The organism is Mycobacterium sp. UM_11 (genome assembly GCF_001414075.1).
Taxonomy (GTDB): domain Bacteria; phylum Actinomycetota; class Actinomycetes; order Mycobacteriales; family Mycobacteriaceae; genus Mycobacterium.
In genome coordinates, this window is sequence record NZ_LATC01000020.1 from 1 (window position 1) to 23704 (window position 23704).

Annotated in this window: 17 protein-coding genes and 1 pseudogene; 12 read left to right on the forward strand and 6 right to left on the reverse strand. The window is 68.6% G+C overall.

Features of this window, described 5'->3' with window-relative positions; translation table 11 throughout:
• The 4 genes from WU80_RS07505 to WU80_RS07520 all read right to left on the reverse strand — a co-directional run.
• Positions 1-769, reverse strand: a 769-nt coding sequence (locus WU80_RS07505) for an acyltransferase domain-containing protein (protein ID WP_156371780.1), incomplete at its 3' end; no start/stop codon positions are given.
• Positions 769-2079: a polyketide synthase gene (locus WU80_RS07510; RefSeq protein ID WP_055402528.1), complete on the reverse strand. Its 1311-nt coding sequence runs from the start codon at positions 2077-2079 to the stop codon at positions 769-771. The genes WU80_RS07505 and WU80_RS07510, both read right to left, overlap by 1 nt.
• A complete protein-coding gene (locus WU80_RS07515) occupies positions 2072-2836 on the reverse strand; it encodes a thioesterase II family protein (protein ID WP_055402530.1) in 765 nt (254 codons plus the stop codon). The genes WU80_RS07510 and WU80_RS07515 overlap by 8 nt, the downstream gene beginning before the upstream one ends.
• Positions 2833-6333 carry a non-ribosomal peptide synthetase gene (locus WU80_RS07520; protein ID WP_055402532.1) on the reverse strand — a complete coding sequence of 1167 codons (3501 nt, stop codon included), beginning with the start codon at positions 6331-6333 and terminating at the stop codon, positions 2833-2835. Before WU80_RS07520 ends, WU80_RS07515 begins: the two co-directional genes overlap by 4 nt.
• A 97-nt stretch (positions 6334-6430) precedes the next feature.
• On the opposite strand from WU80_RS07520, the gene WU80_RS07525 reads away from it, so the two are divergent.
• The 9 genes and pseudogenes from WU80_RS07525 (at position 6431) to WU80_RS07565 (ending at position 17813) form a co-directional block, all read left to right on the forward strand.
• Positions 6431-8089, forward strand: a complete 1659-nt coding sequence (locus WU80_RS07525; RefSeq protein ID WP_055402534.1) for a (2,3-dihydroxybenzoyl)adenylate synthase — start codon at positions 6431-6433, stop codon at positions 8087-8089.
• 397 nt (positions 8090-8486) lie between these two features.
• A complete protein-coding gene (locus tag WU80_RS07530) occupies positions 8487-9857 on the forward strand; it encodes a condensation domain-containing protein (protein ID WP_055402536.1) in 1371 nt (456 codons plus the stop codon).
• Between the two features lie 76 nt (positions 9858-9933).
• On the forward strand, positions 9934-11271 hold the full coding sequence (locus tag WU80_RS07535; RefSeq protein ID WP_055402538.1) for a hypothetical protein: 1338 nt from the start codon (positions 9934-9936) through the stop codon (positions 11269-11271).
• A complete protein-coding gene (locus WU80_RS07540; RefSeq protein ID WP_055402598.1) occupies positions 11271-12521 on the forward strand; it encodes a hypothetical protein in 1251 nt (416 codons plus the stop codon). The genes WU80_RS07535 and WU80_RS07540 overlap by 1 nt, the downstream gene beginning before the upstream one ends.
• Positions 12522-12601: 80 nt before the next feature.
• Complete coding sequence (locus WU80_RS07545; RefSeq protein ID WP_082459819.1) at positions 12602-13609, forward strand: alpha/beta hydrolase; 1008 nt, start codon at positions 12602-12604, stop codon at positions 13607-13609.
• 3 nt (positions 13610-13612) lie between these two features.
• Positions 13613-14456: pseudogene (locus WU80_RS07550) on the forward strand (SDR family NAD(P)-dependent oxidoreductase).
• 19 nt (positions 14457-14475) lie between these two features.
• On the forward strand, positions 14476-15396 hold the full coding sequence (locus WU80_RS07555) for a hypothetical protein (protein ID WP_055402540.1): 921 nt from the start codon (positions 14476-14478) through the stop codon (positions 15394-15396).
• A gap of 2 nt (positions 15397-15398) precedes the next feature.
• Positions 15399-16895, forward strand: a complete 1497-nt coding sequence (locus WU80_RS07560; RefSeq protein ID WP_369808502.1) for a flavin-containing monooxygenase — start codon at positions 15399-15401, stop codon at positions 16893-16895.
• A 3-nt stretch (positions 16896-16898) separates the two neighbouring features.
• On the forward strand, positions 16899-17813 hold the full coding sequence (locus WU80_RS07565) for a MerR family transcriptional regulator (protein ID WP_055402544.1): 915 nt from the start codon (positions 16899-16901) through the stop codon (positions 17811-17813).
• Positions 17814-17834: 21 nt separating this feature from the next.
• Here the strand turns inward: WU80_RS07565 and WU80_RS07570 are convergent, their stop codons facing one another.
• Entirely contained in the window at positions 17835-18851 is a 1017-nt protein-coding gene (locus tag WU80_RS07570) for an acyl-ACP desaturase (protein ID WP_055402546.1), read from the reverse strand.
• Between the two features lie 165 nt (positions 18852-19016).
• Positions 19017-20369 carry a salicylate synthase gene (locus WU80_RS07575; protein ID WP_055402548.1) on the reverse strand — a complete coding sequence of 451 codons (1353 nt, stop codon included), beginning with the start codon at positions 20367-20369 and terminating at the stop codon, positions 19017-19019.
• Positions 20370-20524: 155 nt separating this feature from the next.
• Here WU80_RS07575 and WU80_RS07580 point away from each other — a divergent pair, with 155 nt between their 5' ends.
• From WU80_RS07580 to WU80_RS07590, 3 genes are all read left to right on the forward strand, one after another.
• The gene (locus WU80_RS07580; RefSeq protein WP_055402550.1) at positions 20525-20737 is read left to right on the forward strand and encodes a hypothetical protein; all 213 of its coding nucleotides are present in this window, start codon (positions 20525-20527) and stop codon (positions 20735-20737) included.
• A gap of 275 nt (positions 20738-21012) precedes the next feature.
• Positions 21013-22248, forward strand: a complete 1236-nt coding sequence (locus tag WU80_RS07585; RefSeq protein WP_055402552.1) for a sodium-dependent bicarbonate transport family permease — start codon at positions 21013-21015, stop codon at positions 22246-22248.
• A 226-nt stretch (positions 22249-22474) separates the two neighbouring features.
• Positions 22475-23701, forward strand: a complete 1227-nt coding sequence (locus WU80_RS07590; RefSeq protein ID WP_055402554.1) for a sodium-dependent bicarbonate transport family permease — start codon at positions 22475-22477, stop codon at positions 23699-23701.
• Positions 23702-23704 lie beyond the last annotated feature (3 nt).

The following is a 23704-nucleotide window of genomic DNA, read 5'->3' on the forward strand; positions in this document are numbered from 1 at the left end:
ATGTGTATAAGAGACAGGCCGAGACTTCCAGCCAGCCAACCGTTTCGCCGATCAACGACTCCGCGTCGTCGACGCCGGCGCCCAGCACCGCCATGGCGTAGTGACCGGTCAAGCGGTCGACGATGGTGGCGCGGGCCCCGACCAGGGCGACCGCGTCGGGCAGCGATATCGTTCCGGCGACGTAGGCCGCCGCGACCTCGCCGAGGCTGTGCCCCACGGTGATTGCCGGGAGCACGCCGTGGAATCGCCATTCTTGGGCCAGGCTGACCGCGTGGGCGAACTGCGCCCCCTGGATTTCGGTGCGCGACGAGTCCCGGTCGACTTGCCCGGTCAGGTAGGGCAACGGCGACGGCAGCCCGGCGGCCAAAAACGCCCGGGCGCATCGGTCCGCCTCGGCCCGGTACGCCGGAAGCCGTTGATAGGCTTCGGCGCCCATCGATTGCCATTGGTTGCCCTGGCCGGGAAACACGAAGGCGATCCCCGGCGCGACGCCGATCGACGACCGGGTGACCAGCGGGTGCTCCGCGCCACGGGCCAGCGCGGCCAGCCCGGCGACGAGCTCGGCGCGGTCGGCCGCTCGAACCACCGCGCGGTGCCGTCGCACCCGCCGCAGCCGCAGCAGGCTGGACGCCACCGCCGCGACATCCGCATCGGCGCCCGCGGAGTCCAGATGGTCCAGGATCGCCCGGGCGTCCTGACCGATCAGCTCCTCGGCGTGCGCGGACAGCAGCACGGGCACGCGAGCGTCGGGCAGGGTGGACGTCAGCATCACGCGACCTCGGGCAGGGAGACGATCACGTGGGCGTTGGTACCGGCGATGCCGAATGCCGACGTCGCCGCGATCCGCTGCCCACCGAACGCGGGCCACGGGGTCAGGTCCTTCGCCAGGCGCAGACCCTGGCTCTCCCAGTCGATTTCGGGACTCGGGTCCGCGGCGTGCAGGGTCGGCGGGATCGCCCCGTGCTCCGCGGAGACCAGCACCTTGGCCAGCCCGAGCGCCCCGCTGGCGGCCAAGGCGTGCCCCACGTTGGATTTCACCGAGCCCAGCAGCGCGCCGCCGCCGGGCGCCGTGTCGCCGTACGTTTGCGCCAGCGATCGCAGTTCCGTGCGGTCGCCGAGGCGGGTACCGGTGCCGTGGCCCTCGAGCATGCCGACGTCTTCGGGCCGAATCGCGGCCTGCGCCATTGCACGCCGGAACAGGCGGACCTGCGCGTCACCGCTGGGGGCGCTGAGCCCGGCGCTGCGGCCGTCCTGGTTGACGGCGGTGGCGCGGACCTCGGCGACGACCTGCCGGCCGGCGCGCAGCGCGGCCGATTTGCGTTGCAGCACAAACATCGCCGCCCCCTCGGCCCACACCGTGCCGCTGGCCTGGGCGCTGTAGGGGCGGCAGTGGCCGTCGTCGGAGAGGGCGTGTTGCTTGGAGAACTCGACGAAGAATCCCGGCGAGCCGAGCACGTTGACGCCGCCGGCCAGCGCGAGGTCGCAGTCGCCGTTCTGCACCGACCGCACGGCGACGTGGAATGCCGCCAACGCGGACGCGCACGACGAATCCACCGTCAGCGCCGGTCCGGCCAGCCCCAGCGTGTAGGCGACCCGGCCGGAGATCACGCTCAGCGCGGTCCCGGCGAGCAGGTGGCCGCTGTGCTCGGAGAAGCGGGCCATCTGCGGCCCGTATCCGGTGGCCGAGGCGCCGACGAAGCAGCCCGCGTCGTGCCCGGCCAGGTCGTCGGGGTTGATGCCGCTGTTTTCCAGCGCGCGCCAGGACACCCGAAGCACGACGCGCTGCTGGGGGTCCATGGCGACAGCCTCGCGCGGCGAGATGCCGAAGAACTCGGGGTCGAATGTCGTTGCACCCGAGAGAAATCCACCGCGGTCATGGATTTCCTTGAAGCCGCTGCGCCGCGACCCGGCGAGCAGCTCGCGGACCTGCCAACCACGGTCGGTGGGGAACGGGCCGAGGGCCTCTCCGCCCTGCGACAACAGCTCCCAGTACCCCTCGGCGGTGTCGATGCCGCCGGGCGCTTCGACGGCCATGCCGACGATCACCACCGGGTCGGCGTCGTAAGGCCGCTCAGACATCGGCGTTCACCCGTTCCGCGACGGCATCCAGGTGCTCGTCGAGATAGAAGTGTCCGCCGTCGTACAGGAACAGCTCGAAGGCGCCAGCCGTGTGGTTCTCCCACAGCCGCAACGCTTCCGGATCGACGCGGTGGTCGTCGCGCGCCCCCAGCACGCGGATGTCGGCGCTGATGCGCACGCCGGGGGCGCACTCGTAGCGGTTGACCGCCTGGTAGTCGGCACGCACCGCGGTGGTCAGCAGCTCGGCGAACTCTTCGTCGGCGAGCAGGTCGGGATCGGTGCCGCCGAGATCGGCGATGTCGGCGAGCAATCCGTCGTCGGTGGTGGGCAACGCCGGCATCGCGGCGACGGCCGACGGCGCCGGGCCGGCCGACACCCACAGGCGCTGCACGGGGATGTCGTGGGATTCGGCGATCCTGGCGAACTCGAACGCCACGACGGCCCCCATGCTGTGCCCGAACAGCCTGAGCGGCGCGACGCTATTCCACGGGCCCGCGTCGAACAGGCCCTGCGCCAGGTCGTGCACGGTGTCGGGGGCGGGGTGGCTCAGCCGGTCCGCGCGCTGCGGGTACTGCACGATGTAGGTGTCACCGCCTGCGGCCAGGGCGGTCGCCAGCGCCCGGTACCCCGCCGCGGCGGCTCCCGCGTGCGGAAACACGACGGTGGCGCCGGCGCGCCGACTCGCGGTCGGGGCGGGGGCACGCTTGATCCACGGCGCGAATTCGGTCGGCCTGCTCAGCAGCGGTTCGGAAGTCATTGCGCCGTCCCGGGTTTCCCAGTCTGATGCGCCGCCGACAGCACCGCGTCGGCATCCAGGTGGATGACTTCCAGGTACAGCTCGGCCACCTGATCCAGCCGTGCCGCGTCCCGCTCGCGCCCGGTGAGCAATTCGGCAAGGGCCGCAACGGTTCTGCTGGCGAAGATGTCGGCGACCATGATGTTCGGGGTGTCCAGCCAGGTCCGGATCCGGCCCACGGCCTGGGTGGCCAGCACCGAATCCCCGCCCAGCGCGAAGAAGTCGTCGTCGCGCCCGACTTGATCCGCGCCGAGCAGATCGCCGAGGAGCGCGGCGAGGGCCGATTCCAGCGGCGTCGACGGGGCCCGGAAGCCGGTCCGCTCGGACAGCGAGACCGCGGCGCCCAGCTCGCGGGCGACTGCGCGACGGTCGATCTTTCCGGCGCTGGTGAACGGGATGCGCTCCAGGAGCGCGAAGTGTCGCGGAATCATGTGCGCCGGAACGAGTTCGGCCATCGACGCACGGAGAAGCTCGGCGGTCGGCGCCGCAGCGCCTGAGCTCTCCGGGCAGACCGCGGCCGCCAGGACCTCCGACCCGCCGGATCCGGGGACCAGGGCGGCCACCGCAATCGCAACCCCCGGCAGCCGCCGCATCGCGGCCTCGATCTCGCCGAGCTCGACGCGATATCCGCTGATCTTGACCCGGTGGTCCGCGCGCCCGACGAACTCGAGGGTGCCGTCGGGCCAATACCTGGCCAAATCGCCGGTGCGGTACCACGTTCGTCCCGCGTGCTCGACGAAGCGCTCCGCGGTGAGGTCGGGGCGTCCGCGGTAGCCCCGCGCGATGCCGCGACCGGACACCCACAGCTCGCCGGCGACCCAGTCGGGGCAGTCGTCGCCCGCGTCGTTGACCACGCGGCAGGCGTTGTTGTCCAGCGGCACGCCGTAGGGCAGGGCGGTCCAGTCGGGCGGCAACGCGTTCGGGTCGCCGACCTCGAAAATCGTGTTGTGAACCGGGGTTTCGGTTGCACCGCCCAGGCCGGCGAAGCGAACGTCAGGCGCCTCGGCCCGCAGCCGGCGCGCCAACTCGGGGCGGACCCAGTCCCCGCCGGTCGGGATCACCCGCACCGACGACAGCCGTCCGCGGCCGACCTCGATCAGCATTTCCAGCCAGCCCGGCATGAAGTGCAGCACGGTGACCCGGTGGGCGTCGATCAGCCGGGCCCACGCGTCGGGGTCGCGGCGCTGCGCCTCGTCGACCACCACGATCGACCCGCCCGTCCGCAGGGTCACGAAGATGTCCATCACCGAGATGTCGCCTTCGAGGGTGGACAGGGCCAGGCACCGGTCCGCGGGGCCGATCTCGAAGTGCCGGGCGATGAACTCCACGGTGTTCATCGCGGCGTCGTGCGTCACCTCCACGCCCTTGGGCTCGCCGGTCGAGCCGGAGGTGAACAATACGTAGGCCAGCTGACCGGGATCGATTCTGCCCGAGTCGATGTCGGCCGGCTCACCGCGCAGCACGTCGGCCAGCGTCAGCTCCGGCACGGGCGGCGACAGCCGCTGCCCGCCGCACACCAGGGCCACCCGCACCGCGCCGGTTTCGATGATGCGCTCCGCGCGGTCGCGCGGCTGGTCGGCGCCGATGGGCAGGTACACCGCGCCGATGCTGAGGATGCCCAACAGCGCGGGCACCTGCTCGGCCGTCTTGGGCCCCATCACCGCGACCGTGTCGCCGGCGCCGACGCCGGCCGCGCGCAACGCGCCGGCCACCGCCCGCGCCTGGTCGCGCAGCTGGGCGTAGCTGAGGTCACCGGAACTGGCGAATATTGCCGGCGCGTCGGGCCGCTGCTCGGCTTGCCGGAAGAACCCGTCGTGCAACGCTTCTCCGCTGGGCTCGGCGGTGCGGCCGTTGACCGCGTCGCGCACCGCGCGCTGCGCGTCCGGCAACGGCGACGGCCCGCGGGCGTCCCAGCTGTCGTCGGCGGAGGCCAGCCGAACCAGTTCGTCGATGTGGTAGCCGAACATCGCGTCGATGACGCCCGCGGCGAAGATGCCCTCGCGCACATCCCAATTCACCAGCACGCCGCCGTCGAACTCGGTGACCTGAGCGTCGAGCAACACCTGCGGGCCCTGGGAGATGATCCACGCGGGCGCGCCGAATTGGGTGGTGACATCGCGGCTGAACAGGTCGCCGAGCCCCAGCGCACTGGTGAAGACCACCGGCGCCAGCACCTGCGCGCCCCGATGACGGCCGAGGTCCCGCAGCACGGACAACCCGGGATAGGCGGAGTGGGCGGCGGCGGTCCGCATCGCGTCCTGCACGGCCCGCGCCCGCTCTGCCGCGGTCCGCGTGCCGGTGAGGTCGACGTCGAGCAGCAGCGAGGAGGTGAAGTCGCCGACCAACGAGTCGACGTCGGGGTGCAGCGGCTGGCGCCCGAACAGCGGCACGTTCAACAAGGAGCGCGAGGTGGTCGACCAGCGCGCCAGGGCATTGGCGAACGACGCGGCCAATGTCATCGCCGGGGTCAGCCCGCGGGCCTGGGCGCGCGAAAACAGGGCGTCCCGGGTCTGCGGGTCGAGCCAGTGCCAGAGCCGGGTGCTGCGCCGCGAGCGCCGGTCGCCGGTGACGGGCAGGGCCGGCGGGTCCGGCAGCTGCGGGATGCGCTGCGCCCACCACTGTCGGGCGGCGTCGCGGGCCGGTTGCGACCGGGCCTCCTCCGCCTCCACGGCCCGGCGATACTGCGGATAGGTGTAGCTCAGTGCGGGCAGTTCGTGGCCCATGTACAGGGCGGCCAGGTCGGCCATCAGGGTGCGGTAACTCATGGCGTCGGCGGCCTGCATGTCCAAATCGACGTGCAGGCGCGAACGTTCGCCCGGGAGCAGTGTCAGGGCCAGCTCGAACACCGCGCCGTCGAGCTGCTGATGCGACTTGGCGTCGCGAATGGCGGCCAGCCGCTCGTCGACCCCGTCGCCGTCCAGGCCGCGCAGGTCCTCGACCGCCACCGGGAATCGGCCGCCGGGCGCCGCGATGGATTGGGTGCCGTCGGGCAGGAACTGCACGCGCAGCATCGGGTGGCGCCGGGCCAGCGCCGTGGCCGCCGCGCGCAGCCGTTCGGGGTCGATCGGGCCGCCGTCGAACTCGACGTAAAGGTGCCCGGCCACCCCGCCGAGCGGCTGGTTGTCCTGGCGGCCGACCCACATGGCGTGCTGCATCGGCGCCAGCGGGAAGGGCTCTCCCGGGGTGTCCGCCGCCGGGGCTTGGTGCTCGGCGAAGTGGGCCGGCGCATCCGCGCAAACCAGCTCTGACCAGGCCTCGATCGTCGGGGTGGCGGCCAGCGTGGCGAAATCGACGGCGATTCCCCGGCGGCGCCAGCGGCCCGCGAGGGTCATCATCCGGATGGAATCCAGGCCCTGGGCGATGAGATCGGTACCGGGGTGAACGTCGTCGACGCCGAGGCCGAGCAGGTCGGCCACCTCTGCCCGGATGCCTTCCGAGCGCGCCGAGGCACGCACCACGAAACCCTCCCTGGATTAGCAAAGGCTGCCCTAAGTTTTTGGTTACCCTATCCTTACTCCCGGATCGCCGCCACTACGCCCCCCGCCTGAGGACCCGATGACCGCCAACACCCGGCAGCCGCCCCTCAACGGGGCCCTCCAGGGGTTCGTGCCGTTCCCCGCCGATCGGGCCGCCGCCTACCGCGCGGCGGGGTATTGGGCGGGACGCACCCTGGACACCATCCTGAGCGACGCGACCCGGCGCTGGCCCGATCGGACGGCCGTGCTCGACGCCGTGGGCGGCGCGCGCTTGAGTTATGCCGAGCTGGACGAGCGCGCCGACCGGGCCGCCGCGGGACTGCGCGGGCTGGGCATCGCGCCGGGTGACCGCGTGCTGTTGCAATTGCCGAACGGTTGCCAGTTCGCGGTGGCGCTCTTCGGGTTGCTGCGGGCGGGCGCCATCCCGGTGATGTGCCTGCCCGGCCACCGCGCGGCCGAATTGGGACACTTTGCCGCCGTCAGCGAGGCCACGGGCTTGGTGATCGCCCATGCGGCAACCGGTTTCGACTACCGCGCCATGGCGGCCGAACTCGTCAAGCTCCACGCGGCGCTCGAGCACGTGATCGTCGACGGCGACCCGGGCCCGTTCACCTCGTGGGCCGAACTTTGCGACCGGGCCGCCGCCGCGCCCGCGACGCCGCCGCGGGATCCGCAATCTCCTGCCTTACTTCTGGTTTCGGGCGGCACCACGGGGACTCCCAAACTGATCCCCCGCACCCACGACGACTACGTGTTCAACGCGACCGCCAGCGCGCGGGTGTGCGGGCTCACCGAGGACGACGTCTACCTGGTGATGCTGTCGGCCGGACACAACTTCCCACTGGCCTGCCCCGGCCTGCTCGGCGCGATGACGGTGGGCGCCGCCACCGTATTCGCCACCGACCCCAGCCCCGAGGCCGCGTTCGCCGCGATCGAGCGTCACGGCGTCACGGTCACCGCCCTGGTGCCGGCCCTGGCCAAACTGTGGGCGCAAGCCTGCGAGTGGGAGCCGGTGACTCCGAAGTCCCTGCGGCTCTTGCAAGTTGGCGGGGCGAAGCTCGATCCCGACGATGCCCGCCTGGTCCGCACCGCGCTGACCCCGGGGCTGCAGCAGGTGTTCGGGATGGCGGAGGGCCTGCTGAACTACACCCGGCCAGGTGATCCGCCCGAGCTCGTCGATCACACCCAGGGCCGGCCGTTGTGCGAGGCCGACGAGTTGCGCGTCGTCGACGCCGACGGCGCACCGGTGTCTGTCGGCGAGGAGGGCGAACTGCTGGTGCGCGGCCCGTACACGCTCAACGGCTACTACCGCGCCGAGCGCGACAACGAACGCTGCTTCGACCCCGACGGCTTCTTCCGCAGCGGTGACCTGATCCGGCTCCGGCCGGACGGGTATCTGACGGTCACCGGACGTGTCAAGGACGTGATCTGCCGCGGCGGTGAGACCGTCTCCGCGGCCGACCTCGAGGAACAGATCCTGCGCCACCCGTCGATCTCCTCCGCTGCCGCGGTGCCACTGCCGGACCCCTACCTCGACGAAAAAATCTGTGCGGCGGTGGTTTTCAGCGGGCCGGCGGTGACCCTGGCCGAGCTGAATGCCCACCTCGACCGGTGCGGGGTGGCCGCGCACGCCCGGCCCGACGTGCTGGTGGCGATGACGACACTGCCGACCACGCCGATCGGCAAGGTCGACAAGAAGGCGATCGCCAGGCACGTCGGCGCGGCGTCGGCAAAATAGGCCGGCGGCGGCAGGCCGAAGTCCCCTCCGGGAGACTCACACCAAGAATCGCAACGGTGTGAGTCATGGCCTGCCAGCGGAGGATCAACCGCTCCGGCAAAGGCCATTCGGGCTTCGGCGCTGGGACGATTACTTCCGAGTTAACCGTGCGTACCAATTCGGCCATTTTGCATTGTGGGCTACCTCACATCCCCTACGATGGCATTCTGCATCGGTCTTGGGAAGACTGTGATGCTCGAGGGGGGATCCCATGCGCGCCTTTGACGCAGCTTATGCCGACACGCTCGCTCAGCCTGCGAGCATAACCCCTTCGGCGCTAATGTCATTCAGCAATTCATGCGCGGTCGCGGTAAAGGTCACGAAATGGCATCACCGGTTGGCGGACGAAAGGTAGCGCATGTTCCTGGGGACGGTTGATGATTGGACAGCCGAGGGCACCGTCGTTTCCTGGTACCCGACCGCCACCACCCACGCGCGTGCAGCGGAAGCGCAATATCATCCGGCCCCAGTGAGTTACCAGCAGTCGCAGCATCTTCGCTATTACCGGCGCCAGGTCAGCCTCGGCCGCGACATTCCCCGGTTATGCATCGGGGCGTGGGAAATCCGCGGTGTCTGCGATATCGACGCGATGACGCACGCCGTGAATAGTCATGTGCGGCGCCATGATACGTACCACGACCGGTTCGACTTCGACGACAACGACGAAATTCGCCGTTACGTTATCGCCGATCCGGCGGAGATCACCCTGGCGCCAGCGGATCTCGGACGGATGGCCCCGGTCCAGATCCGCAAACTGATTCTCGATACCCCGGATCCGCTGCAGTGGGACTGCTTCAGCTTCGGAATCGTTCAGGGCGAAGACCGATTCACCATGGTTATCGCGGTCGATCACCTGCGTGCCGACGGCATGTCGGCCGGGGTGATTTTTCTCGACATTCAGACGGCGTACTTCACCGCGGTGCAGAAGGCGCAGGTCGCGCTGCCACCCGCGGCCAGCCACCGGGAGTACAGCGCGAAGCAGCGTGCATACACCGCGGGGCTGAACGAGGCCTCGCCGGAGATCCAGACCTGGCGAAGCTTCCTCGCGGCGAACCGCGGTGCGCTGCCGCGGTTTCCCCTCGAGCTGGGGCATGCCGCCGCCGATACGCCGGGCGCCATCGAGGTCTTCGACCTGATCGATGACGACCAGGGCCGGCGTTTCGAGGCGGCGTGCCGGGCCGCGGGGGCGCGCTTCAGCGGCGGTGTGTTCGCCTGCGCCGCGCTGGCCGAGCATCGGTTGACCGGCGCGCCGGTGTATTTCGGACTCACCCCGTTCGAGAATCGCCGAGACCACGCCCACGCGACCGCCGTCGGGTGGCTGGCCAGCTTCGTCCCGCTGACGATCCCCACTGCGGGCGCGTCATTCGACGAGGTGGTCGGCGCCGCCCAGGCGTCCTTCGACGCGAACACGGCCCTCGGCGCGGTGCCGTACTACCACCTGCTCGAGGTGCCCGACAAAGAACCGATCGAGATTCCGGACCGTCCCGTTCCGATGCTGTCCTACATCGACATTCGCAAGCTGCCGTTCGCCGACAACTTCGACGGCCTGCGGGCCGGCATCTGGGGCGACAACCGCCTGTCGGAGACGGTGTGCATGTGGGTCAATCGCATGCACGACAAGACGCAGCTGGTGGTCGCCTACCCGGGCACCGACATCGCCCGCGAGTCCGTCCGGCGCTACGTCGAGACGATGCGCGCCGAGTTCACCCGGGTTGCCGACGGTCCGTGATGCCCGAGGCATTCCCGTTCGCCCGCAGGACGTCTCGGTACACATCCCATCGGCAGCCCCGCGAGGCACGGCACCGGTGACGAGGCTGGCCCTGCTGGACCAGGCCGCCTTCTTGCGGCTGCGCGCCACCGGCCAGGGCAGCGCGGCCCAATGCACCTGGATCTACGACCGCGCCGTGAACCTCGACCAATTGCGGGACTTCAACGGCAATCTCGGCGCCGGCTTGCTCGGACGCCGGATCGAACGCTCCCCCTTGCCGTTCGGCCGTCACCGCTGGGTGCGCGACGGCGGCTCACCCGACATCGCGCTCGAGCCGCGACGGCCACGCTCGGGTATCGGCGCGTGGGTCGAGAGGCGTGCGCGCGTGCCCGTCGATCCGGAGTACGGCCCGTCCTTCCACCTGGGCGTCCTGCCGTTGGATGACGGGGGTGCGGCGGTCACGCTGGTGGCGTCGCACTGCGTCGTTGATGGGCTCGGGCTGATCACCGCGATTACCGAGGCAGTCGACCGGCGTACCCGTAATCCCGGCTATTCCCAGGCGAATTCACGCAACCGTTGGCGGGCGATCCTGGTCGACCTGGCCGACGCCGCCATCGCCCTGCCGGCGGTGATCCGCGCGCTGTTCGCCACCCTGGCGATGTTGATCGGGTCCGCTTCCAATCCCAAGCCGGCGGCCCGCCCGCCCGATGCGCCGGTCGATGATGCCCCGATCGCGCTGCCGTCGGCGACGATTCAGACCGACGCCGCGGCGTGGGAAGCGCGTGCGCGCAGCCTCAACGGAAGCAGCAACACGCTTTTCGTCGCGTTCGCGGCCCGTCTCGCGCACCGCATCGGCCGGGTGCTCCCCGGCGGCGACTCGGTGACGGTCGTGCTTCCCGTCAGCGACCGCGCCGCCACCGACGACGACCGGGCCAACGCGCTGACCTCGATCACGTTGACCGTCGACGGCGGCGCGGTGCAGGGCGACCTGAGCGGCGTGCGCGCGGATGTCAAGCGCGAGCTGACATCCCTGGCGACACGACCCAATCCGATGCTGGCCGGCCTGCCGCTCATCCCGTTCACCCCGCGCTGGCTGGTCCGGCGCCTCGAAGGCGTCGCGATGTCGAGCGACCAACTCCCGGTCGGCTGCTCCAACCTCGGCGATCTCGATGCCGCCCTGGGACGTATCGATGGCGCGGATGCGAGTGAGGTCTGCATCCGGCTGGTCGATCAGGGCGTCACCCGGGGCCGCGTCGAGCAAGGCCACGGCCAATTGTTCTGCAGCACGGGCACGATCAACGGCAGCCGGTTCCTCAATGTCATCGCCTACCAGAGCGGCGCCGACAACACCGCCGCGGCCACGCGCGAACTGGCGTGTCACGCGCTCGCCGACCTGCAGCTGTCCGCCACATCGGTGTACGAGGGCCGGATCTGATCGTGGACCTCGGCGTCGGGGCGAACGAACGGCCACACCGCGCGTTGTACGTCTGGGGCACCGCCGCCATCGCGGCCTGGACGGCCGTCGTCCTGTGGTGCGCCGTCAAAATCGTTCCCCTGGACGTGTACTGGATGTCTTATTACGCCGCCGACTACGCGCACGGCTTCGTGCGCCGCGGGCTCGCCGGTGAACTGGTGCGGTTGGTCCCGGGAGACTACTTCTCGGTCGCCCTGGGTCTGCGGTGGTTCTCCACCGCCGCCTTCTTGGGCGGCCTGGCGACGGTGGCGGGCGTGCTGCTTTTCGGCCGCGTTCGGTCCGAGCGCAGGCTGATGGTCGCGCTGCTGATTCCGTTGCTGCCCTTCGGTGTGCCGTTCGCGGCGTATTCGGCCCGGCCGGACCTGTTCGGCGGGGCGGCGCTGGCGCTGTTCTCCTCGGCGCTGGTGTGCACCCGTTCCCGCGCTGGCGCGATGGCGTGGTGCGCGGCCTACGGCGGCGCGATCGCGGCGTTGACGCTCGTGCACGAGGCGATAGGGCTGGAGTTCGCGTTGGGGGCCGTGCTGGCCATCATCGTCCTGGGCGGTGCGCTCGACGGGTCGACGGGCATCGGGACGCTCCTGGCGGTGCTGCCGGGCGTCCTCACCACCGCCGCGGTGGCGACTTTCGGGCGCCACGACGTCGCCGCTCAACTGTGTGCGTCGGTACCGCATCAGTCGATGCCCAACCCGTTCGCCACGGTCACATCGCCAGAAACCTTGCTGCGCTATGTGATCGACGGGCAATCTCGGCAAACCGATTATCACGACTGGGTGTGCCGCAACGTGATGCCCAACTTCGACAACGGGATCGCCGATGCCATCCGAAGCGTCGGGCACGTCGGAGCGGTGGGGCTGGCCATGTCCCTGGCTTTCGGTGCCGCCGCACTCGCGTTGACGATGTGGGGGCTCGGCACTGTTTCGGGGGTGCCGCTGCGGGCGTTCGTCGAGGCGCTGAGGGGCCGATGGCCGTGGGTCATCGGCGGCCTGCTGTTGGTCGCCCCGGTCTTCCTGACCGGCTATGACTGGACCCGCTGGCTGATCATTCTGGCGTTCGACGTCGGGGTGGTCTTCATCCTCTTCGCGGCGCGCAGGCCGGAGACCGACCAGCGTCCGACGCCAAAAGCGTTGCGGTCCTTCGCCCTTCTCGCCATCGCCCTCGCGTTGATTCCGGTGGGCGCGGTCCCCGGCTTCGGCGGTCCGCGGATGGTCTAGCCGGCTCACACAGCGGACCGACTGGACACCCAACAAAGCTGCCATTGACTAATGTCACCATTTGGTATTGACTGCGTTCCATGGCGGACGGTGTTCCGGCCCGCGGGTCATTGCGGTCCCGCGGCGCGGCTGCGGTAAGTGCTTACACCCTGCGGCCCGTCACCGGCCTGCTACCGCCCGAGCGGGCGTGGGGTCTGTGGCTGTCGCGCCAAATCGTCGCCCGGATCATGGGCACCTTCGGGCCATCACTGGCGGGCACCCGAGTCGAACACGTCGACACCAGGCTGCCCGACGGTCGCCGCGTCAAGGGCGAATGGGTGTACGGACCGCGTACGCCGACAAGCGAAACCGGGCGTTCGTCCACCTCCGCGGGGGCCATCTATTACGTGCACGGCAGCGGCTACGCCGTCTGCTCCCCCAAGACGCACCGCCGCCTGACGTCCTGGCTGTCGTCGCTGACCGGTCTGCCGGTGTTCAGCATCGATTACAGGCTCGCACCGCGGCATCGCTTCCCCACCGCGGCCGGCGACGTGCGGTCGGGCTGGGAGTGGCTGGTGGAATCGTGCGACGTGCCGCCGAAACAGATTGTCATTGCCGCGGATTCGGCGGGCGGCCACCTGGCCGTCGACATGCTGCTGCAACCCGAGGTAGCGGTGAACCACCCCGCCGCGCTGACGCTATTCTCCCCGTTGTACGACATCACCTTCGGGCTCTGCCTCGCCCGTGAACGGAAGCGCCGGGATCCCGCCATCCGGGCGACCGACGCGGCCCGCCTGGTCGGCATGTATCACGCCGGCGTCAATCCCGCGCATCACCGCCTGACCCTGAACGTCGCCGGCGGACCGCCGCTTCCGCCGACGTTGATCCAGGCCGGCGGCGCGGAGATGCTCCAGGACGACGCGCGCCACCTCGCCGCCGACATCCAAACCGCCGGCGGCCGATGCGAACTGCAGATCTGGCCGCACCAGGTGCACGTCTTTCAGGCGCTGCCCCGGATGACGCCCGAAGCCGCCGCGGCCATGGGCTACGTCGCGCGCTTCGTCACCCACGCCCTGCAGGATGCGCGCGCGATAACGGAGGTGCGCTGAGAAATGCTGGACAGACTGCTGGGCAGGCGCAAGGCGAGCCGCGGCGCGTCGGCGGTGGTGACCGGCGCGGGCAGCGGCATCGGGGCGGCCTTCGCCATCGAGCTCGGCCGCCGCGGTGGCACGGTCGTCTGCAGCGACATCGACGAGGCCGCCGCCCACCGGACGGTCGACGCGATCACCGAAGCGGGCGCCAAGGCCACCGCCAAGCGTTGTGACGTCTCGCAATTCGGCGACGTCCAGGCGCTGGCCAAGCAGTCCATCGCCTGGTTTTCCGGGCCGCCCACGCTGGTGATCAACAACGCCGGCGTCGGCGCCGGTGGCGCGGCCATCGGCGATACGCCCTTGGACGATTGGGCGTGGACCCTGGGAATCAACCTCTGGGGGCCCATTCACGGCTGCCACGTCTTCGCGCCGATCCTGCGGGAGCCGTCACCCGCCCCCCCGCGGCATCATCAACGTGGCGTCGGCGGCGGCGTTCGGCGCGGCGCCGGGAATGGCCGCCTACAACGTCAGCAAGGCCGGCGTGCTGTCACTCTCGGAGACCCTGGCCGCCGAGCTGGCCGGCACCGGCGTCAAAGTCACAGTGCTGTGCCCGACCTTCGTCAAGACCAACATCGTCGAGTCCGGCCGCATCAGCGAAGAATCCGGCGAGCTGGCCAACAAGCTGATGCGCTGGACCGGTTTCTCGGCGGACAAGGTCGCGCGGATCTGCCTGGACGCACACGACCGTGGCGAGCTGTACTGCATGCCACAACTCGACGCCAAGATCGGCTGGAACATCAAACGCCTGGCGCCACAAGCCTATACGCGAGCGGTCGGCCTGGCGTCGCGCATCAACCTGCCCTGATCAAGCAAAGGATCTCCCGATGGCCATCGACATGGAAGCCATGCTCGCCAAGATCAAGGATCGCCAATGGGCGCTCGCCGACATCGATTGGGACGCGCCCGGCGCCGATACCATCCGGCCCGAATTCCGGCCCAAGCTCAAGGCGTTCATGGCCGACCTGTGCTGGATCGAGAACGTGGGCGCCCGGGGATTCGCGGCGCTGGCCAAGAAGGCGCCCAATCCCACGCTGGCGGAGATCTACCGGTACTTCCACGCCGAGGAGCAGCGTCACGCCAATGCCGAGATGGCGCTGATGAAGCGTTGGGGCATGCTCGACGACGGCGAGGTTCCCAAGCCGAACGTCAACATCCGGCTGGCCATCCAGTGGCTCGACGCCTACTCCGACGACATGCCGTTGTCGGTGCTGGGCACCGTCATCCCCATGCTCGAGGTCGCCCTCGACGGCGCGTTGCTGAAGTTTCTGCTCGACACCGTCGAAGACCCGGTCTGCCACCAGGTGTTCGAAAAGATCAACAACGACGAATCCCGGCACATCGCGGTCGATTTCGCCGTCCTCGACATGATCGGCCACGCCAGGGCCCGCAAGCTGGCCATCGAGTTCGTCGGCACGGTCGCCTCGCCCGGCGTGATCGTCGGCACCCTGATGTACATCCCCCTGCTCAACCGGGTGCGCAACGAGATGGCGGGCATGGGCATGGAACCCGAGCGCCTCTACAACGCGGTCAAACGCTTCAAGCAGCTCGGGGAGCGGGGCGAGCGGACGGCGCGGGTACCCGCCTACCAACTGCTCAAGCGGCACGCGGCGATGGTCGTCAACCCGGGCCACCCCTACCATCTGCTGGCGAACTCCATGGTCTGGCTGTCCGACCGATATCCCAAACCCTTGCTCAAGCCGGTGCCCAGCTGGTTCAAAGAACTCACCTACCGGCCGGCGGCGTGACCGTGGCCGACGACCGCACCCATGCGGTGCTCATCATCGGCGCCGGCTTCACCGGTCTGGGCGCGGCCATCCGATTGGCCGACGCCGGGGTCGATGACATCGTGATCCTGGAACGCGGCGACCGGGTCGGCGGAACATGGCGCGACACAACGTATCCCGGCGCCAGCTGTGACGTCCCCTCGCTGCTCTACTCGTACTCCTTCGTCAGGAACCCCAGCTGGTCGCGGACGTACTCCCCAGCCTCGGAGATCTGCCGCCACCTCGAAGACATGGCCACCAGGTTCGACATCCGCCGACACATCCGATTCGGCCACCAGGTCAACGGATTGGCCTTCGACGAGGAGAACGGCGTCTGGACCGCAACCACCAACCGACGCAAGCGATTCCACGCGCGCGCCGTCGTGTTGGCCTCCGGACCGCTGTCGGACGTCAGCTTCCCCGACATCCGCGGCCTGGACAGCTACCGGGGTCACAAGATCCACAGCGCCCGCTGGGACCACGACTACGACTTCGCGGGCAAGCGGGTCGCCGTCGTCGGCACCGGTGCCAGCGCGATCCAGATCATCCCCGAGTTGGTGAAGCAGGCCGGATTCGTCAAGGTGTTTCAACGCACCCCGTGCTGGGTGCTGCCGCGGCTCGACGTGGCCACCCCGCCGGCGGTGCAAAGCCTGTTCGCCAAAGTCCCCGCCGCCCAAGAACTTGCGCGGCAGGCCCTGTTCTGGGGCCACGAGGCCAGCGCCACGGCGCTGGTGTGGGACACGCCGCTGACGTCGCTGGCCGCCCGGCTGGGACGGGCGCACCTGCGCGCCCAGGTGAAGGACCCGTGGCTGCGCCGCCAGCTGACCCCGGATTTCCGGCCCGGGTGCAAACGCATGCTGGTCTCCAGCGACTACTACCCCGCCCTGCAGCGCGAGAACTGCAAGCTCATCGACTGGCCGATCGCCGCCGTCAGCCCGGTCGGGATCCGCACCAGCGACGGCATCGAGCACCACCTCGACTGCATCGTGTTCGCCACCGGCTACGACGTCCATCTGACCGGACCGCCTTTTGCGGTCACCGGGCTCGGCGGCCGGTCGCTGGCCGACGAATGGGCCGGCGGCGCACAGGCATACAAGAGCATCAATGTGCACGGCTATCCCAATCTGTTCGTGATGACCGGACCCAATTCGGGGCCGGGACACAACTCGCTGCTGGTCTACATCGAGGGCCAGCTGGACTACGCCGTGCGCGGCATCACCGCCATCCTCGACCGGGACCTGCGCTACCTCGATGTGCGCGAAGAGGTCCAGCGTCGTCACAACGACGCCCTCCAACGCAGACTCACCAAGACCACGTGGATGTCCGGGTGCCGCAGTTGGTACCTCACCAAGGACGGTTACAACGGGTCGATGTACCCGGGTTTTGCGACGCAGTATCTTCGCCAGATGAGGGAATTCCGCTACCAGGATTATCAAGCGGTGCCGCGCGGCGCCCGGGCGCTCGCCGTCTCGTCGGGCTGACGCATGGCACCGGATCGCCCCGCACGACCCGAACCGGGCACGATCGCCAGCGTGCTGCACAACGTGCGGCGCGCGCCCAAGCGCGTTCGGCGCCAGTCGCGGGAATACCGGCAGGTGATCGAGACGGCGGTCTCGCAGCTTTTCGACGCGGCGGTGCGCCAGCCGCACGGCGATCCCACCTCCGGTGAATACCGGATCGACGACCTCGCCCGGCTGGCCGGCACCACCACCCGCAACATCCGGGTCTACCGCGACCGCGGACTACTGCCGCCACCACTGCGCGTCGGCCGCATCGCCTTGTTCAACGACACCCACCTCACCCGCCTGCGGCTCATCACCTCGATGCTCGACCGCGGATACAACATCGCGCACGTGCGCGAAATGCTCAGCGCGTGGGAAGAGGGCAAGAACCTGGGCGACGTGCTGGGCCTGGAAACGGCCATTGTGGGCACGTGGACCACCGAGAAGCCGGAGACCATGCCGCTCGTCGACGCGCAGCGGCTCGTCGACGACCCGGACGCGTTCGAGCGCCTGGTGACGCTGCAGGTCATCCGCGTCGACGGGGCGCGGGCCACGATCACCCGCCCCAAACTGATCGAAGCGTTCAACGAAATCCGTGGCTACGGAGTCGAATTGAAGAAGCTCGTCGACCTACACGAGCAGATCGTGCCCGAGATCGACAAGATCAGCGACTTGCTGGTGCGCGCCGGGGCCGAGCACGTGCTGGACCGCATCAAACCGGGCGAGCCTCTGCCGGCGGACGCCGAGATCGCCGAGCTGATCACGATGCTGGTGCGCTTCCGGACGCAAGCCGTGGCGACGGTCACCGCCACGCTCGCCTCGTCGATCGAGTCCAACATCGAATCACTCGTCAGCCGCATCCTCGGCGATTATCTGGAGTCGAGCTCCACGGCGTGAGTGAGCGCGGCCGGCCTCGCGTCAGTGCCCGCTCAGTGTCAACGTGCCCTTCGTCTCGAGCACCTTGCTGGCGGTGATCCGTTCGGTCTTGCGGGCCTCGCGTTCGAGGTAGCGCTGCTTCGATTCGTCGAACTTGTCCGACGCCTGCTCGAGTTCCTTGATCAACACGGCGAGGTCGTCGCGCATCCGGGCGGCCTCGCCGCTGAAGTCTTCGCGCTCGAAGATGCGCCACTTCCGCAGCACCGGCATCACCACCTCGTCGAGATGGATCCGCGGGTCGTAGACGCCGCCGACGGCGATGATGACCGCCTTGCGCCGGAATTCGGGCACCGTGAAGCCGGGCATCTTGAAATTGCGCAGGATCCGGTGCACCGACGCCATCGCCTGGTTCGGGGCGATGTCCAGGCCGGCCGCGCTGACGTCCCGGTAGAAGATCATGTGCAGGTTCTCGTCGTGCGACACCCTGGCCATCAGCGCTTCGGCGATGGGGTCCGACGAAGCCTTGCCCGTGTTGCGGTGCGAGACCCGGGTCGCCAACTCCTGGAACGAGACGTACATGACCGAGTCGAACAGGCTCTCGGCAAACATGTCACCCTGCTGGTTCTGTCCCGGGCTGAAGCCCCGGGTCATTTGCTCGAGGCGGAGCTTCTCCAGCGCCACCGGGTCGACGGCGCGGGTGACCACCAAGTAGTCGCGCAAAGCCGTACTGTGCCGGGCTTCCTCGGCCGTCCATCGGTTGACCCACTGCCCCCAGGGGCCGTCCATGCTGAAGTTCATCGCGATCTCGCGGTGATACGACGGCAAGTTGTCCTCTGTCAGCAGGTTTTGCACCATCGCCACCTGCGCGACGTCCGGCAGCCGGCTCTGCCCGGGCTCCCAATCCTGACCGTCCAGCGCGTAGAAGTTCTTGCCGTCCGACCACGGGACGTAGTCGTGCGGATTCCATTCCTTGAACATCGACAGGTGGCGGTTGAGCAGGCCCTCGACCACGGGTTCGAGCTCGTGTAGTAGCTGCAGGTTAGTCAGGTCCTTGGACACGGAGCCCTCCAGTTAAGTGTGTCTTCTCGTAACGCGCAATGTATCTGTGTCATTCGGTTACATAAAGATGACACGCCGGAAAGGCGGTGAAATAGGGCCAAAGGTCCCTACGCGTGCGGGGGTGCCGACCGAGCCTCGGTCACCCACCGAGCGGTCGAGCGAGCGCTACTGGCGCGCAACCAGATACGGCGCGAGCGTGGAGAGCTTTTCGCAGGTCTCCTCGAATTCCCGCTCGGGCGTGGACCCTTCGATGATCCCCGCCCCTGCCCGCAACCAGGTGCGGCCGTCGCGTTCGTACGCCGCCCGCAGGGTCAGCGCGGCGTCCAGGCCGCCATCGGCCGAAAACATCACGACCGCTCCGGAATACAGCCCGCGCGGACCCTCGTCGAGACGCAGGATCGCTTCCACGCCGCCGGCTTTCGGAATGCCCGACGCGGTGACCGCCGGGAAAAGCGCTTCCAGCGCGTCCATCCGGTCGTTCGACGGGCCCAGCCGCCCGCTGACCGTGGAGCCGAGGTGCTGCACGCTCCCCCGCTCCCGAACCGTCATGAAGTCGGTGACCACCGCGCTGCCGGGTTCGGCGATCTCGGCCATCTCCTGCAGCGAGCTTCGCACCGAAATCGCATGCTCGACAATCTCTTTGGAGTTCGACTCCAGGTCGTCGCGGGCCTGGCGGTCGCGCGCCGTACCGCGGCCCAGGGCCCGGGTACCCGCCAGTGGCTCGGTCACCACGATGCCGTCGTCATGGACGGCCGCGACGAGTTCCGGGCTGTAGCCCACGGCGCGAATCCCGCCCAGCCGCAACAGGAACGATCGCACCGGGGTGTTGTGCCGACGCCCCAGCCGGTAGGTGGACGGAAAGTCCAGTCCGAAGGGCACTTCCAGGGACCGGGACAGGATCACCTTGTGGTAGCGGCCCGCCGCGATCTCCCCGACAGCCGACGCCACCCGATCGCGATAGCCGGAAGGGTCGGCGATGACGTCGACGCCGCGGGCCTGGCGCAGCTCGGGCAGACCGTCGCCCAGCAGGCTCAGTATCGCGTCCCGGTGGGCGCCGGTGGTGCCCCACAGCTCGACCGCGTCCCCGGTCACAACGATGCGGGTGCGCGGCCAAAACACGCGGGCCAGCGGGGTGCGCGCCGCCAGTCGCTGCTGCAGCCCGTAGCGGTAGACGCCGAATTCGAAGGCGATCCACCCGAAGAGTTGGTCGGTTTCCAGCAGCAATATGTCGATGGCTTCGCCCAGCACGGGCCCCGGCCGCCCAGACCACCGTTGCCGCTGCACCACGCCGTCGCGGATGACGCGCAGTTCGTCGCTGTCCAGCTCGACCATCGCGCGCACGCCGCTGGCCAGCACCCATTGCCCGTTGCGCTCGTAGAGCAGGTACTCCTCGCCGACCCGGTCGGGCAGCAGCGCGGCCAGCTCTGCGGCCAGGTCGGCCGGGTGGATGTGTGCGGGAAGGGGGATGGGTGACGATGCGGAGCCGGCGGAACTCGTCTGAACGCTGACCTCGGTCACGGTTAGTAAATGTAGCCTAACCTATCTAAAAACGTGCAACCGATCTCCGGATCACGTGAAGCCAGGCCCCCGGCGGCCCTCGGGACGAGCACGGCCACCGGACTTCTCCTAAGATCATTGCCAGCCCGATCGCCCAACCCTGGAGAGTCACCGCCATGTTCGTCATCCGGCTTGCGAACGGTGAAGAGGTCCAGGGCGGTGAAAATGACGAGCTGGAAATAAATCAAGAAACGGGCGTGCTCACCGTTTCGCGTGTCGACGGTTTCGAGGAAATCACCACGCATTACTCGCCAATGGCATGGCTATCGGTTACGCACCGCAAGAAGGGCGTCGGGGTCAGGCCCTCGGTAATCACGTCGGCGCGTTGATTGCGGCGTTGACAGCAAACACACAGCACTTTCACACCAAATCCACGCCTGGCGTGAGGTAGGCGCGCGATCCTGCGGCGGCCAACCGCAGGCCGTTGACCAGTGATTTTGCCGCGCGCAGGCCGATTTCTGGCGCTACGACACACCTTTGCATTCGAGTGGCGGTTTGACCCCGCCGGGGATACGTTTTCCACGGTCGTCGGGATGTTCTGTGGTGGCTCCGCTTGCGGACGGTGCTTTTCCCTGATCACCGCACTCATCGAGGGAGGCATTGGATGCTGCAAGAGTTTTGGCACAACTTCACCCATAACCTGTTCAAGCCGCTGCTCCTGTTCTTCTACTTCGGATTCCTCATTCCGATCCTGAAGGTGCGCTTCGAATTTCCCTATGTCATTTATCAGGGCCTGACGATGTATCTGCTGCTGGCCATCGGCTGGCACGGCGGTGAGGAACTCGCCAAGATCAGCGCCGGCAGCATCGGGATGATCGTGGGCTTCATGGTGTTGGGCTTCGTGCTCAACTTCCTGATCGGCGGCCTCGCCTACCTGCTGCTGAGCTGGCTGACCTCCCTGCGAAGAGTCGACCGGGCGACGGTCGCCGGGTATTACGGGTCGGACTCGGCGGGAACGTTCGCGACATGCGTGGCCGTCCTGACCGCCGTCGGCATGGCGTTCAACGCCTACATGCCGGTGATGTTGGCCGTCATGGAGATCCCGGGGTGCCTGGTGGCGCTGTACCTGGTGGCGAGGCTTCGCCACCGCGGGATGGACGCGGCCGGAAACATGGTCGACGAGCCTGGTTACACGGCGCCGGTCAGGGTCGGCGTCGGGCCCGGCACCGCGGCGAAGCCCCCGCACGGCGGCAGCCTCGAGGCTGAGCACGAACGCGGAATCGAGCAGGAGCTCGAGTTCGCACTGGAAAAGTTGGACCACCCGGACTGGGAGCCGGACCAGAGCCCGCCCCGCCCGGCGGGCAAGAGGGCGCCGATCTTCTCCCGGGAGCTGTTCCAAGAGGTGTTCCTCAACCCCGGGCTCGTCCTCCTGATGGGCGGCATCATCATCGGCCTGGTCAGTGGGCTGCAGGGGCAGAAGGTGGTCGCCGACGACGACAAGTTCTTCGTGTTGGCGTTCCAGGGCGTGCTGTGTTTGTTCCTGCTCGAGATGGGCATGACGGCGTCCCGCAAATTGAAGGACCTGCGGACGGCCGGCCCCGGTTTCATCTTGTTCGGCCTGCTCGCGCCCAACATCTTTGCGCCCCTTGGCATCCTGGTCGCCCACACCTACGCCTCACTCACCCACGCCGATTTCAAGCCGGGAACCTACGTACTGTTCGCGGTGCTCTGCGGCGCGGCGTCCTACATCGCCGTCCCGGCGGTTCAACGGCTGGCGATTCCCGAGGCGAGCCCCACCCTGCCGTTGGCGGCGTCGCTCGGTTTGACCTTCTCCTACAACGTCACCATCGGGATCCCGCTCTACATCGAGGTCAATCGGCTGATCGCCCACTGGTTCTAGTTTCGCGGCACTCAACGATCGTCCGGCCGACGAATCACGATGGGCGACAGCCGCTTTGACTGGCCCTTCCCCGCGCTGACGCGACGGCCGACGCGGCGAGTTGTTAATTGTTCGTAAAGACGGGTTGAGTCGGCTCGCTCCAGCCCGCGAGGTTCACTAAGTTCGTGAACGCCGCGAGTCGCTTGCCGCTGCCCGCTGCGCCGGACTGCGTCGCCAGGAGGCGCCCATGCTGTACGAGTTGTGGCAAAACTTCATCCACAATCTCTTCAAGCCGCTGCTGCTGTTCTTCTATTTCGGCTTCCTCATCCCGATCCTGAAGGTGCGGTTCGAGTTCCCGTACGTGATCTATCAGGGCCTGACCATGTACCTGCTGGTGGCCATCGGCTGGCAGGGCGGGGAGGAGCTGGCCAAAGTCAAACCGGCCGACATCGACAACATCGCGGGATTCGTGGCGCTGGGCATCGCGCTGAACTTCCTGATCGGGGCGCTCACCTACGTCTTGCTGAGGTACCTGACCCGGCTCCGGCGGGTCGACCGGGCGGCCGTCGCCGGCTACTACGGGTCGGACTCGGCGGGCGCCTTCGCGACCTGCGTGGCCGTCCTGACCAGCGTCAAGATCGCCTTCGACGCCTACATGCCGGTCCTGTTGGCGTTCATGGAGATTCCCGGCTGCCTGGTGGCGCTGTATCTGGTGGCGCGGCTGCGGCACCGCGGCATGGACGAGGCCGGATTCATGCCGGACGAGGACGGCTACACGGCCCCGGCCAGGGTGGGGCCCGGCGCGGCCGCCCAGCGGGAACGCGCGGAGGGCGTCGACGACCGAGTGGAGCGTGCGATCGCCGACGAGCTGGAGTTCTCGCTCGAGAAGCAGGAGCACCCCGAGTGGAATCCGGACGCGGCTGTGCGCACGAACGCGCCCCTGATGTCGCGCGAGATCTTGCGGGAGGTGTTCCTCAATCCCGGACTGATCCTCCTCGTCGGCGGCATCGCCATCGGCTTCATCAGCGCGCTGCAGGGCCAGAAGGTGGTGCACGACCAAAACGAGCTCTTCGTCGCGGCGTTCCAGGGTGTCCTGTGCCTGTTCCTGCTCGAGATGGGCATGACGGCGTCCCGCAAGTTGCGCGACCTCAGGTTGGCCGGCACGGGGTTCATCGTCTTCGCCCTGGTGGCGCCCAACTTCTTTGCGACGCTGGGGATCGTGGCCGCGTACGCGTACGCCTACCTCACCGACACCCACTTCCAGCCGGGCACCTATGTCATCTTCGCGGTGTTATGCGGAGCGGCGTCCTACATCACGCTCCCGGCGGTGCAACGGCTGGGCATCCCCGAGGCGAGCCCGACGCTGCCGCTGGCGGCGGCGCTTGGCCTGACGTTCTCCTACACCGTCACCATCGGGATTCCGCTCTACATCGAGATCAACCGCGCAGTGTCACACTGGTTCCCGCCGGTCTGAGCG